Source organism: Nonomuraea roseoviolacea subsp. carminata (assembly GCF_024172185.1).
Classification (GTDB): Bacteria; Actinomycetota; Actinomycetes; order Streptosporangiales; family Streptosporangiaceae; genus Nonomuraea; species Nonomuraea roseoviolacea.
In genome coordinates, this window is sequence record NZ_JAMZEC010000001.1 from 7,275,251 (window position 1) to 7,287,276 (window position 12,026).

The following is a 12,026-nucleotide window of genomic DNA, read 5'->3' on the forward strand; positions in this document are numbered from 1 at the left end:
TTGACCGGCACCTGGTCACCTCCTCACGGCCGCGACAACCTCGGGCAGCGCGCCGAGGTACTGATCCCTGAGGTTGGTGGCCTGATCGCCCGACACCGCGCTGCCGCCACCAGCCACCGCGCCGAGGAAGAAGTCCATCGCCGTCGAGCTCGTCTTCGTCAGGCCCCCGCTCGCGTGCGGGTCGAAGTTGCGGGCGCTACCTGCGATGACGCGGTTGCCGTCGCCGTCGTCGGCCGCGCGCACCACGTACGAGGTGGCATCCGTGCACGTCTCCGCGCTGGCGAGGTAGACCGACATGGTGCCGGAGTCGCCCCGCTGTAGGTATCCCTCCACGAAGCGGCTACCGCGGCGCAGGGTGAGGTCCAGGTAGGCGCGGCCGACCGGTGAGCGGCGGACAGCCAGCCGCACGATGCAGCTCTCCAGATCGTTGCGCAGCACGGACGCCGAGTCCCAGCCGGTGACCTGGGTGCCGCCGATGTCGATCCACCACCGCTTGGGCCGCCACGCGCCGCCGGTGAAGCTGGCTACCTCCAGGCTCCCGCCGCTGGCCAAGGGCCGGACGCGGACGAGCCCGTTGGACAGCTCCCAGCCGTCCTCGTCCAGCGGGTGTGCGGTGCCGACCCGCTCGGTACCGCCGGTCAGGACCCGCACTCGGCCGCGCAGGTAGTCCTCCACGCGGCAGCCCCACCGCGGCGACACGCCCGCGGGCACGCCGCGGTAGACGGTCATCACGCCGTCGGTGGTGGTACGGGTCATCGTGGACGGCAGCGTGCTGCCGGAGTAGTAGGCGAAGTGCCCGATCGGCGGCGCGTGCCAGCATTCGCCCGCCAGCGAGAAGTCGTTCGCGCGGACGGCGCCGGCGAGCCGCGATTCCAGGTCGACGTCGGTGTCCGGGCCGTGCCGTTGCAGGCTGATTTTCCATGCGATCTCGGTGATGCCTTGCCGCTTCCGGTCTTTCACGTCGCCGGACGCGCTGGAGATCGTGTAGTAGCCGTTGCGCTCCGACTTCTCTTCCCAGATCGCCTGCACGAGTCCGCCCTGGCCGCCGAGCACGCCGTCGAAGCGGTCCCACACCTCATCCCGGCTGATCATCGGGCAGACCTCGACGCCGTCGATATGCAGCGACCAGCCCTGGTAGGCGCTCTCGGTGAGCGTCATCGTCTCCCGCAGCACCAGGCGGCCGAGCTGGAGATCAGCCATTGGCGTACTCCTCCTTCTCCAGCTCACGGATCGCCTCGCGCAGCCGCTCGACCATCCGCCTGTAGCTCACCGGGCTGCTGGGATCAAGCACGCCCTGCACGATCAGGTTCTCCACGTTGAACACCCGTGCCCCAGCCGCAGCCACCGGCGACGCGCCAACCGGACCGCCGAACGAGCCCGCGAAGTCAGGCGCGCCCGTCGGCCCGGCCATCGCCGCCAACGGCACCTGCAACCCTGCACCCAGCGTCGCGGCCCCGGCCGAGAGCACGCCGTCGAGCGCGCCCGTGACCGCTGCCTGCTGTTCCGCGATGCCGTCGGCCAAGCCGGTCATCATCGACCGGCCGCTGAACAGCGTCCACCCCTTGCCGGAGAACGGACCTTCCTTGGCGGGCGAGGACGGGAACAGGTTGCGGATGTGGTTAAGGATCTCGCTCGCGGCGTTGTAGGCGGCCTGCCACATGCTGTACAAACCGTTGATCAGCCCCTGCATGATCGACCGGCCGGAGTTGTACAGCAGTCCACCCAGATCGCCGAGCGCCCGCTGGATCTGACCCGGCAGCGCAGCCACCGTGCCGAGCACGGAGCTGATGCCGCTGCCGACGGCGTTGCGGATGTTGTTCCAGGCGCCGGAGACGAAGTTACGGGCGCCATCCCATGCCTGCTGCCAGTTGCCGCTGATCGCGTTGAGCGTGCCGGAAATCGTCTGCCGGATGTTGTCGACACGTTCAGATACGGCGTTTCGGATATTGTTCCAGGCCGAGGTGACCTGGGAGAGGACGGATCCGAGCCAGCCGCCGATGAGGTTGGGCAGCGTACCGAACCAGGACACGATGTCCTTGATCCAGGTGACGCCGTTGCGGAACCACGTGGTCATCGCGTTGATCAGATCCGGGATGATCGAATGCCCCACGAGCACGTCGTACAAGTGCTGGAAGATCGCGATGGCGTGCTCGATCAAGGGCGCGAAACTGGCGACGATCTGCGCCACAACCAGGCCCAGCCTGGTGAACTCCAAGCTGAGCTGGGTCAGCTCGGGAAGGATCGGCAGGATCGCCGGCAGTACCTGCTGGATGAGCTGCACCGCGAGATCGGTCAGCAGCGGAATCATCGGCTGCACCTGCCGTGCCAGCTCAGCGAACGCCGGGATCAACCCGTTGATCAGCGCCGGGATCAGGTTGAGCACCGGCGGAAGCAATTGGGAGATCAGCGCGGCGCCGATCTCACCAAATGCCTGGTAGATCGGCGCCATCAACGGGATCATGATGTTGAGCGCGTCCGAGATCGACCGCAGAGCAGGCTCCAGGGCCGCCCCCAACGCAGTGATGATCGGCCCCAACGCGGCGCCCAGATTGGTCAGCGCGCCGCCCAGGGTCTGAGCCAGAATCCCAGCCAGCTGGGCAATCACCGGCAGCAGCGGAGCCGCCGCGACCAGCACATCGGAGATGCCCTTGCCGAGTTGCAGCAGACCACGCTGCATCGCAGGGTCCGCGAAGGCTCTGCCCAGGTACTCAGCGACCGCAGTCAGCCCCGGCCCGAGAGCGGCCAGGGCAGGGCCGAGCGCGCGGACGGCGGCCGTCAAGGCCGGCGCCAGCGCCAGCGCGATCTGGGCGACCTGGGGGATGATCAGCGCCAGGGCGTCGCCGAGCGCGGCGAACACGTCACCGAGCGCCCGGCCGAGCGGATCAAGAGGGCCGATAGCAGCGACCATGCGGCCGAAGCCCTCGACCATCCTGACCAGCCCAGGCCCCAAGGCGGCTATCCCGGCGCCGAGCGCCTTGATAGCGTCGGCGAGCACCGGGCCAAGCGCGGTCGCCACCTTGGCCGCCTCGGGCGCGATAGCGGCCACCGCACCGCCCAGCGCAGACAGCACAGGCAGCAGCGCACGCCCGACCTCACTCAGCGCCTTGAAGATGGCGACAAGCGTGTCCTGGCCCTCGGCGCTCTTCACCCACGTGGCGAAGGCGTCGGCGAGCTGGCCGAGCACGCCGAGAGCGTCACCGCCGGCGGTGCGGGCGGCGTCCAGCATCCCGTCGAAGATGTCCCACAGGTCCTTGGCGAGGCCGCCGAGCTGCTTCAGCACGGCAAGTGCGCCGTCCATCCACGCCCACGCCTGGCCGCCGGCGGAGATGCGCGACATCCACGCGCCGAACCGGTTGAGCGAGTCTGTGAGCCCGCCGGACAGGCTGGCCAGCCACGACGAGCCGACCGTGCCCAGGTCGACGAAGCCGCGAAGCAGCGGCTCCAGCGCGCTGTGCAGTGCGCCGACGAGGGTGCGGGTGTTGCCGATGACCGTGTTGAACTGGCCGATGGTGCGGTCGGCAGTCGCGAAGTCGAGGACGGTGCGCACCATGCCGCCGAACTCGCGCGCCAGCCCGGCGATCGCCGGCTGCAAGGCGTTGGCTGAGCTCAGCCAACGCCCCATCTGGCCGAGGAGCGGTTCGAGGAACGCGTCCTGAGCTGCGGCCTTGAACCCTTGAAGGAGCGGGATGGCCTGCTGGAACTCGCCGATGAACGCCCGGCCGCTCTCGCTGAGCTTCCCGAGCGCCTGCTCCAGCTTCTTCGCGTCGCCCGACAGGGCGGCGCCCATGGCCTCGCCGAGCCCGCCCGTCGCGAGCTTCCACACGCCGAACGCCGCCGCACCGGACAAGGCGACGCCGGGCAGGGCCGCGAGCAGGCCGCCCAGCGGCGCGAGCTCGGCCGCGAGCGCCACCACGAACCCGGCCGCTGACGCCGCCGCAGCCCCCAGCCCTGCCACACCGGCGGCCCCAGCCCCCACCAGAGACAACGAAGACGCGGCACTGGCGAACGCCCCGCTCAGGCTCTTCGAAATGCCGAGCAGACCGCTCATCACCGAGCCGGACCGGTCAAGATCCGGGTTGAGCCGGGACCGGACCGCGGCGCTGAGCTTGTCCGTCTCCCGGCTCGCGTCAGCCTGCGCCTTCGCGTACGCCTGCGACACCTGCGCCGCCCGCTCAGAGACCTTGGCCTTCGCCAGCGCGGCGTTCGTCGCCGCGATCTCCGCCTTCTCCTGCTCCCGCGCAGCCTGAGCAGCCAAACGGGTCGCTTCCTCCTTGCTGAGCTCCCCCTTAGTGACCTGCTCGGCCGCCTCAGCCGCCTTCTTGCTCGCGGCCTCGGCCCGCTCGGCAGCTTCCTTCGCCGCCAGGCCCATGCGTCGCGCCGCTAGCTCCGCTTGCGCGAGCTGGAGCTTGAACTTGGCAATCGGGTCCAGCGCCTGCGAGAAGCCGGCACCGGCTTCCTTGCTCATGTGCTTGGCGAACTCGGCGCCGGCCGCCTTGCCGACCTGCTCGCCCAGCTTCTTGCCGACGGCGACGAACGGCGAGGCGTCGTCGCCGAACTTGACACCGCTGTCCTTCATCCGGTCGGCGAACTCGCGTCCGGCGGCGGCGCCGGCCTTGTCGCCGATCTGCTCGCCTTCGTCCTCGAAGACGCCCCGCTCGGCCTTCAACCGTGCGGACGCATCGCGGGCGAACTGCTTGCCGAAGTCGTCGCCGACGCCCTCGAAGCCCTTCTGGACGTCGTCCTTGAACTTGTCGGTGAGGGCGCGGACGCGTACGAATGCCTCTGCGAGCGGGGTGCCGGGCATCATGCACCCCCCGCCGGTTGTCTGGTGCTGTGGTTATCCGGCGGCGGCGAAGCGGGCGATCAGGAGCCTGCGCGCCTCGCGCTCCTCCGGCGTGCGCGGGCGGCGCGGTGCCGGTGGGGGCGGCGGCGAAAACGCCTCGTCGAACGCCTGGTGGGCGTCGCGTTCGACCTTGTCGGCGATGCCCGCGAGGGCGAGTAGCGCGGTGCTCTGGACGGTCTGCTCACGCCACTCGATCCACAGCGCGTGGACGAAATCGAGCTGGTCGCGTAGCGGGAGATCTTCTAGCCGTAGGAGACCACTCGCCGGATCTCCGGCTCCGCGGTCGCCTCCTCCGCTGGCTTCTCCTCGACGGTGCCCCGCTGCAAGGAAACGACCCGAGCAGTACCCCCACCTTCCGGCGGCCCATCGGGCGAGTCCGAGGGCCGCTCCGTAGGGCGGCCGGCCTCCTCGCTCGCCTCCGCCATGGTGCCCGCGATGATCTCCACCAGGAGGCTGCCGTCCACGTCGTGCTCGCGGCAGTGACGGCGGAACCGGGCGTACTCGGCCGGGCCGAGCAGGCTGCGGTAGATGTCGGCCAGGATGCCGATGCCCTCCGGGCTGCCGTCGTCGAACCCCTCGGCGGCCAGCCTGGCGAACTCGCTGAGGTCCATGAGCGAGACAGTGCCCTCGCCCTCGAAGACCTCGCCGTCGAGCTCGAACTTGGGGCGGACGCGATCAGTCTTGCGGCCCTTGCTGGTGTAGGAACGCATCAGGCGGCCCTCGCCTCATCGAAGATGACCTTGAACAGCTTCGCGGCGGCGGGCTTCTCCAGCTTGAACTCACACGGAATGACGGCCTTCTCTGCCCCCTTGCGGCGGGCGATGTCCAGGCCACCGGTCTGCAGCGCCTTCCTGTAGATCCACCGCTCCTCGCCATCCTCGGACTCCCAGCCGAGCATGACGCGGACCTCTTCGCCCAGGTCCGGCGGCTCGAAGGTGACGATCCCGGTCCCGGCGACGATGCTGCCGCCGTTCAGGGCGCGCTGCATGTTCTTGGCCGTCATCTCGGCCAGCGCGAACGCCAGAGCGCCTTCGCGCGCGGTGAGTGCCACCGCGATCGGATCGAGTTCCTCGGCGACGTTCACGGTCTCCGAGTCCACGGAGTACGTGAAATTGCTTCCCTCGTCGGTGTAACCGAGCGGCACCCACGCGACGGAGACGGTCTCCCATGGCGTGGTCAGGTCGGTCGGCTCGGTGGTGCCGAGCGGCGCGATGAACAGTCTGCCGGGGCCGAGCGCGATCGCGTTCGGGTTTCCACGAGCCATCAGGCGTCACCCTTTCCGGTGGTGGTGGCCTGGCCGTTCTCGGTCTCAGGCTCGCTTTGGGTCTGGTCAGCGGCCTCGTAGCCATCGGGAAGGCGCACCTTGTCGCGCCAGCCGTACTGCTCGACGTGCTCTACCGGGACGAGGTCGCCGACGTTGTGGGCGCGTCCGAACTTGCCGATGAACAGCGGCGCGGCGGCGATGTAGTACGGCGGCGCGGCCGGAGCAGAAGCCGGAGCTGGGGTGGGCGACTTGTCGTCGCGGCGGGCGGCCATCATGACGCGTACTTGAAGCAGCCGATGGTCACCGAAGCGGCGTCCGGCGTGTACGTCAGGTCGCACCGGCCGTCAGCCTTCGCGAAGATCCTCGGTACGGGGATCTGCCACCGCTCCCCAGCGGGGATCGTCACGGACCGGTCGCCGATCGGCAGGCCCTGGACGGTGCCCGGCGTCGCCAGGACGACCGTGCGGGCCGCCGCGTTGCCGTTGAGGACCTCCAGGAAGATCTCGTCACCGGCCGGGCACGTGTCGCCGCCGCCGGACGCGGCGGCGAGCGTGATCGCCCCGCCTCCCGGTTGCATCACCTGCAGGGGTAGAGCCGCCATCAGGAACCTCCAGGTCAGGGCGGGATCAGTAGATGAAGAAGGTCGCGTCGACGAGGTACTGCCACTGCTCTCGGTCGGAGTCGTGGTTGTCGACCAGCAGCGGCCCGACCACGTCGTCCGCGGCCAGGCACCGGCGGTCGCCCATCACCGCGGGCGCGCCGGACAGCGCGGTGAGCGTGTTGGCATAGGCGACCGCGGCGAGCTCGGCCGCCTCGTCGGTGCCGGCGTAGATCGACGCGGAGATGCGGGGGCTGTCGATGAGGTCCTCGGCGACCAGGTCGCTGGCGCGGCCGATGCGGGACAGCAGCAGGTAGGCGCCCTGTCCCGGGGATCGGGGGTGGGTGCGGAGCACGCCGAGTGGGATCGGGCGGCCTGGGCCGACGAGCGTGGTGGTGAGGCTGTTGAGCCAGGCGCGGACGATGGTGACCGCGGCGACGTAGCCGGCCATCAGGCGCCTCGCAGGTCTTCGAGGGCGGGCCGCAGGTGGGGCTGGGCGCGGGTGCCGGGGTGGTTGACCTTCTTCGCGAAGTGCACCTTGCCGTCGGAGCCAACCCAGCGCAGCCAGCCGTTCGGATTACGCGGCCGGATCACGTGCGGCCGTGTGCCCACTTCGAGGAACAGGCCAAGCGGCTCACCTTGTCGGGTGCGGGCGGGGCTGGAGATGTCCCGGTACTGGCCGAGCGGGTCGCGTCCACGGTCCCATCGGATCTTGGACTTGGTGTAGCCGGGCGGGCGGCCGTCGGATCCGTTCGCGGAGACGGGGGCGCGGCGTTGCGCTCCGCGCTTCACCTTCTCTCCGAGGATGTCCAGGTGACGGCCGACCGGGCCTTCGTAGGACTCGAGCAGCCGGAACAGCTCGGCCTCGTTCCACACCCAACGGATGTCGGCCACGATCGCCTCCTACAGCGGGTAGTCGCCGTGCCGGGGCGGGTCAGGGAATGCCCAGACGGGCATGAGCGCGCCCTCCGGCCCGGAGCCTGCGTCGTTGACGGCGTCGATCAGCCGCTGCAGTGCCGCGATGGCCCGGGCGTTGAGCTGCTCGTACACGTTGACGTCGGCCTGCCGGTCCGGGTAGGCGAGCTCGATCGAGGCTGCCGCGCGGAGCGCTGCCGCTTCGGATGCGAGCGTGGCCAGGTGAGGCGGCGCGGCAGGGATGGTGCCGCCGACCGCGGCGAGCACCTCGGCCACGGCCGCGGTGATCTGCCGGTTGGCCTGCTCGGCGGTGGGCGTGGTCTGCCCGTTGAAGGTCCCGAGCAGGGTGTCTGTGCCGGGGGGCTCTGTGGGGCGGGTGCGGGTGGGGATGTGGTCGGCCACCTGCTCCAGCGTGGGCGTCCACGACTCAGCCACGGCAGCCTCCTCGGTTGGCGGGGGTGGCCCGGCGGGCGGGTGCGGGGGGTCGCGCCGGCCGGGCCACGACTCAGGCCGCCTTGATGACCTGGGCGCCCCAGGTCGCAGCGGGCGGATCAATCGGCGCGGCCATGACGTTGACCAGCCGCACGGTGACCGTGTTCGCCGCCGACACCCGGCCCGCCCACACCAGCCCGGCATCCGGGGCCGCAGGCGGGGCGAGCACGACCGCGTCACCCACCGCCGCACCGGTGACCGTGATGGTCAGTTCGAGCTGACCGGCCGCCGCGATGGAGCCGAAGTTGAGGTTGGCGCTGCCGAACAGCGTCGTAGCCGGGGCAGCCCCGCCTGCAGCCACACCGCCAAGCACCTGGACCTTCGCGCCGGCCGCGGCCGAGGTGAGCGCCGAGCCGACGCGCATCGCGCTGCCCGACAGCGGCAGGACCTCGCCCGCGCTGGCGCCGACCTTCAGCGCCTGCCCGGCCGTGACGCCGCCCGCCCCCGCGACGAGCTCGTGCACGAGACCCGCGAGCGGGTGCACGGTCACGCGAGCGCCGTTGGGCGTGTCGTGCGCGGCGACACCGACCACGCGCTGGCTGTCGGCCGCTGCCGGCCCTACCGAGCCGCTGCCCGTCACCTCGACCAGCTGGCCGCCGGTGATGCTGGCGGACGCGGTCGAAGTCCAGGGCAGCTGGTTGACCGTCTGGAGCGGCGTGTAGTCGGCCACCGATCAGTCCTCGCGCAGCGCGGCGATGAGGTCGTCCCGCTTCATCGAGGCGGCCTCGGCCCGGTCCATGCCGCGGGCGACCGCGTAGTCCACCCACTCCTGCTTGCCGGAGCCGGGACCGGACTCGGGCGGCGCCGTCAGGCCGTCGCCGTCGCCCTGCGGCTCCTCCCGCTTCTCCGGCTCCTTGACCACGGGCGCAGGAGCCGGCGCCGGGGCGGGCGCGGCGAAGCTGGCCACCTTCTCGATCAGCTTCTTACGCAGGTGCCGATCCACCCACTCGCGGGGCGCGTCGTCGGGGACGAAAGCTCCCTTGAGCAGACCGATCACCTGCTGGCCGCGCCGCGTCGTGGTGGGCACCGTCACGTACGGCGCCACCACCTGATAGCGATCCACCACCAGCCTCCTTAGACGCCGGTGTTGGTGAGCTCGACCGCGGCGCCGGGCTCCTGCACGACCGGCACCGTCAGGCGGCGGCCCTGCAGATCCCACTTGTCGGCGGTGTCGACCCGGATGGACTTGACCTGTACCTGCAGGTCGGAGACGGCGTAGCCGGGGCTGGACTCCTGCTCGTCGGCCATGCCGCCGAGCTGCGTGGAGTCGAGCACGAGCGGCGTGGTGATCGACGGGGAGACGACGATGCGCAGCCCGGCGATGACTTCGATCTCGCCGCTGTAGACGGGGCTGTCGAGCGTCTCGCGACGCAGCGCATTCGTGATCTTGTCGTCGCTCATGACGGTCGCGTACTGCGCGTCGTTCAGCGCCAGCGTGTCCGGCATGTAGCCGAGGTTCTGGCCCACGACGATGGCCTTGGCCTTGAGGATGTCGCGCAGGATCGTCGGGCTGGCGGCCGTCCATGCGACGCCACCGCTCCCGGTGACATCGAAGGTGTTCGTCACCGCCGACGCGATAGCCGACATGGTGACCCCGTCGACGGTCTTGATGATGCTGTTGACGACCTTGCGCAGCGCCCGGTCGACGGCGGCGCCGCCGTACACGTTGCGGGTGATCTCCTCATCGGTGATGGGCACCTTCTGGCCCCACTTGCTGACGGAGGCGATGGCGGCGGTGCCGGTCGGCAGGTTCGCTGAGGGGTACTCCGAGCCCGCGCTGACGGCGGTGACGGAGCGGTCGGTGACGAACGGCTCCGACATCTCGTACAGGACCGCGCCGCCGTTCGTCCTGAACCGCTGCGTCAGCAGCTGGTCCGAAACGAACCGCAGGTCGCGGTAGTTGCGGAGCCGGCGCTGGATGGCGGTCGGGTTGGCGAGGAACCGGCTGATCGTCTCCAGATCGCCGCTCAGGGTCGGCGGGCCGGCCGGGTAGCTTCCAGGCATCTGCCTGTCTCCTTACATGGAAAACCCCCGACCAGCGGGGGTGGGTTTCTGGGGTGATGCCTGGCCTACCGGCCGAGGACCTGGACCTTCGACGCCGCGGCGGCGGTGGTGAGGGCGATGCCGACCCGCAGGTCGAACGTGCCGGCGCCGAGCGGCAGCACGGCGTTGGCGGCGGTGCCGACCTTGACGGCCGCGCCGGCGGTGATGCCGCCCGTGCCGGCCACCATCTCGTGGATGACGCCGACGAGCGGGTGCACGGTGACGACCGCGCCGGAGGCGGCGTCGTGAGCGGCTACGCCGACGACGTTGGCCGAGTCCGCTGCACTGGGGGCGATGGTGCCGTTGCCCGAGACGCTGACGAACTGGCCGCCCGTGATGGCAGCCGACGCCGTGCTGGTGAAGGGCAGCTGGCCCCTGGTGTAGATGGGCGTGTAGTCCATCGCTGGCCCCTACTTCTCGGGCGGGAACAGGCCCGCGAACTCGGCGTCGAGGTCGATGCTGTCGCCGCCCGGCAGGCCGAGGTCGGAGACCGGGATGGTGCCGGGGGTCAGCCCCGCCAGCACGGTCGCGGTGCCGACGGGGTCGGCCTCGGCGAGCCGCAGCCAGTGGTCGCGCCGGCTCGGCGCGAACTTCCCGGCCTTGATCGCGTCGTCGACCATGCGCTCGCGCTCGGTCCGCTGCTGGGAGGCGGCGATGTCCTCCAGCTTGCGGATGCGCTTCTGCTGGTCGTCCCACACCTGCCGGTCGACCGTGATGGTGCCCGGCAGGTTCTTGCTCTTGGTCCCCGGCGAGCCGTCACCGCTTGAGGCGGCGAGCTTCTCGACACCGGCCAGCAGAGCGGCGGGGTCGAGGTCAGCGTCGGCGGGGAGGCCGAGCTTGGCTCGCAGGTCCGCGAGCTGCTCGTCACTGAACTGCATGTCAGCGTCCTCCTTGGTTTGCCCGCCGACCGGGGATTCGGTGACGGGAGTCTCGGTTGGGCCGTCCTCAGCGGGCGGCCCGGGCTGGGGCTCGGCAGCGACGTTTTCGTCGGCAGCCGGCACCTCGATGTCGGGCGCGGCCTTGCTGGCGGGCGGGCGCAGGTCCTCGGGGATCGACTCCTCGCGGGAGGCGAACACCAACGCGCTGGCGGCCACCTTGGCGGGCCGGTCGACGTACTCGACCTTCACGGCGACCCGCTCGCCGAACTCGACGTCGTCGCCGCTCATGCTGACCGGCACCCGGTAGTAGCCGCCGGTCGAGTCGTCCATGACGATGAGCTGCAACGGGTCGAGCTGGATCTCGCAGATCCAGTCGGAGTAGCCGGCGCGCTCGTAGTAGCGGCGCCGCACGTCCTCGGACGAGACGCCGGCCGCCAGCTCGGGCGTAGGCGGGGGCATAGGCCCTCCTCCTTCGATGGTGATGGTGACCGGCTCGCCGCCGGCCCCGCTGGAGGCGGCCACGTCGTAGAGGGCGGCGACGTCCTGCAGGCTGTCGAGCGTGCCGATCCCGGGCGCGGTGACGCCGAGCAACGCGACCGCGGTGATGACCATGCGGTGGGTGTGGCCGATCTGGCACACGAAGTTGCGGGTCGCCTCGATGCTGCGGTCCGGGTAGGCGCTGGCCAGGATCTCGGCCAGCCACGCCGGCATGCCCCGGTAGTCGCCGACCACCGTGCCGCCGTCGTCCGCGGCGCGCAGCCCGGACACCCAGCCGACCGCGGGCTCGCCGTCGAACCGCGGGTCGACGTGGCCCAGCTTGAGCACCGGGTTGCGGACGGCAGGGCAGTCGAGCGCGGCCACCGCGGCGGCGAGGTCGTCACGGGTGATGGTCGCCTCCCCGGAGGAGAGCCGCCACGTGCCGGCCTGGGCCAGCTCGACGCCGGGGATGCTGACGAGCGCGGGGGAGCGCGGCACGTCGATGTCGGCCACGGC

The 12,026-nt window shown here is 70.8% G+C and carries 14 protein-coding genes; all 14 read right to left on the minus strand.

The annotated features are described in order from the left end of the window. Positions 1-15: 15 nt before the first annotated feature. The gene (locus HD595_RS33665) at positions 16-1,200 is read right to left on the minus strand and encodes a hypothetical protein (RefSeq protein WP_253776139.1); all 1,185 of its coding nucleotides are present in this window, start codon (positions 1,198-1,200) and stop codon (positions 16-18) included. Continuing rightward, positions 1,193-4,807, minus strand: coding sequence for a phage tail protein (locus HD595_RS33670; RefSeq protein ID WP_253776141.1), 3,615 nt, complete (start codon positions 4,805-4,807; stop codon positions 1,193-1,195). Before HD595_RS33670 ends, HD595_RS33665 begins: the two co-directional genes overlap by 8 nt. Before the next feature lie 278 nt (positions 4,808-5,085). Beyond that, positions 5,086-5,553 (minus strand): hypothetical protein, encoded by a 468-nt coding sequence (locus HD595_RS33675; RefSeq protein ID WP_253776144.1) that lies wholly within the window; start codon positions 5,551-5,553, stop codon positions 5,086-5,088. Beyond that, complete coding sequence (locus tag HD595_RS33680; RefSeq protein WP_253776147.1) at positions 5,553-6,107, minus strand: phage tail tube protein; 555 nt, start codon at positions 6,105-6,107, stop codon at positions 5,553-5,555. Before HD595_RS33680 ends, HD595_RS33675 begins: the two co-directional genes overlap by 1 nt. Further along, entirely contained in the window at positions 6,107-6,382 is a 276-nt protein-coding gene (locus HD595_RS33685; RefSeq protein WP_253776150.1) for a hypothetical protein, read from the minus strand. The genes HD595_RS33680 and HD595_RS33685 overlap by 1 nt, the downstream gene beginning before the upstream one ends. Continuing rightward, positions 6,379-6,708: a hypothetical protein gene (locus HD595_RS33690; protein ID WP_253776152.1), complete on the minus strand. Its 330-nt coding sequence runs from the start codon at positions 6,706-6,708 to the stop codon at positions 6,379-6,381. Before HD595_RS33690 ends, HD595_RS33685 begins: the two co-directional genes overlap by 4 nt. Positions 6,709-6,733: 25 nt before the next feature. Further along, positions 6,734-7,156: a hypothetical protein gene (locus HD595_RS33695; protein ID WP_253776154.1), complete on the minus strand. Its 423-nt coding sequence runs from the start codon at positions 7,154-7,156 to the stop codon at positions 6,734-6,736. Then, positions 7,156-7,599, minus strand: a complete 444-nt coding sequence (locus tag HD595_RS33700) for a hypothetical protein (RefSeq protein ID WP_253776156.1) — start codon at positions 7,597-7,599, stop codon at positions 7,156-7,158. Before HD595_RS33700 ends, HD595_RS33695 begins: the two co-directional genes overlap by 1 nt. Positions 7,600-7,608: 9 nt before the next feature. Further along, on the minus strand, positions 7,609-8,055 hold the full coding sequence (locus HD595_RS33705; protein WP_253776158.1) for a hypothetical protein: 447 nt from the start codon (positions 8,053-8,055) through the stop codon (positions 7,609-7,611). A gap of 70 nt (positions 8,056-8,125) precedes the next feature. Continuing rightward, positions 8,126-8,782 (minus strand): capsid cement protein, encoded by a 657-nt coding sequence (locus tag HD595_RS33710; RefSeq protein ID WP_253776161.1) that lies wholly within the window; start codon positions 8,780-8,782, stop codon positions 8,126-8,128. Positions 8,783-8,785: 3 nt separating this feature from the next. After that, the gene (locus tag HD595_RS33715; protein WP_253776163.1) at positions 8,786-9,175 is read right to left on the minus strand and encodes a hypothetical protein; all 390 of its coding nucleotides are present in this window, start codon (positions 9,173-9,175) and stop codon (positions 8,786-8,788) included. A gap of 11 nt (positions 9,176-9,186) precedes the next feature. Next, positions 9,187-10,116, minus strand: coding sequence for a phage major capsid protein (locus tag HD595_RS33720; protein WP_253776166.1), 930 nt, complete (start codon positions 10,114-10,116; stop codon positions 9,187-9,189). Positions 10,117-10,181: 65 nt separating this feature from the next. Next, positions 10,182-10,556: a DUF2190 family protein gene (locus HD595_RS33725; RefSeq protein WP_253776168.1), complete on the minus strand. Its 375-nt coding sequence runs from the start codon at positions 10,554-10,556 to the stop codon at positions 10,182-10,184. Between the two features lie 9 nt (positions 10,557-10,565). Continuing rightward, entirely contained in the window at positions 10,566-12,023 is a 1,458-nt protein-coding gene (locus HD595_RS33730) for a phage protease (RefSeq protein ID WP_253776170.1), read from the minus strand. Positions 12,024-12,026 lie beyond the last annotated feature (3 nt).

Bases quoted from the DNA above. Each gene is read 5' to 3' on its own strand.
- HD595_RS33665 (WP_253776139.1), bottom strand. From the start codon at position 1,200: ATGGCTGATCTCCAGCTCGGCCGCCTGGTGCTGCGGGAGACGATGACG.
- HD595_RS33670 (WP_253776141.1), bottom strand. From the start codon at position 4,807: ATGATGCCCGGCACCCCGCTCGCAGAGGCATTCGTACGCGTCCGCGCC.
- HD595_RS33675 (WP_253776144.1), bottom strand. From the start codon at position 5,553: ATGCGTTCCTACACCAGCAAGGGCCGCAAGACTGATCGCGTCCGCCCC.
- HD595_RS33680 (WP_253776147.1), bottom strand. From the start codon at position 6,107: ATGGCTCGTGGAAACCCGAACGCGATCGCGCTCGGCCCCGGCAGACTG.
- HD595_RS33685 (WP_253776150.1), bottom strand. From the start codon at position 6,382: ATGATGGCCGCCCGCCGCGACGACAAGTCGCCCACCCCAGCTCCGGCT.
- HD595_RS33690 (WP_253776152.1), bottom strand. From the start codon at position 6,708: ATGGCGGCTCTACCCCTGCAGGTGATGCAACCGGGAGGCGGGGCGATC.
- HD595_RS33695 (WP_253776154.1), bottom strand. From the start codon at position 7,156: ATGGCCGGCTACGTCGCCGCGGTCACCATCGTCCGCGCCTGGCTCAAC.
- HD595_RS33720 (WP_253776166.1), bottom strand. From the start codon at position 10,116: ATGCCTGGAAGCTACCCGGCCGGCCCGCCGACCCTGAGCGGCGATCTG.
- HD595_RS33725 (WP_253776168.1), bottom strand. From the start codon at position 10,556: ATGGACTACACGCCCATCTACACCAGGGGCCAGCTGCCCTTCACCAGC.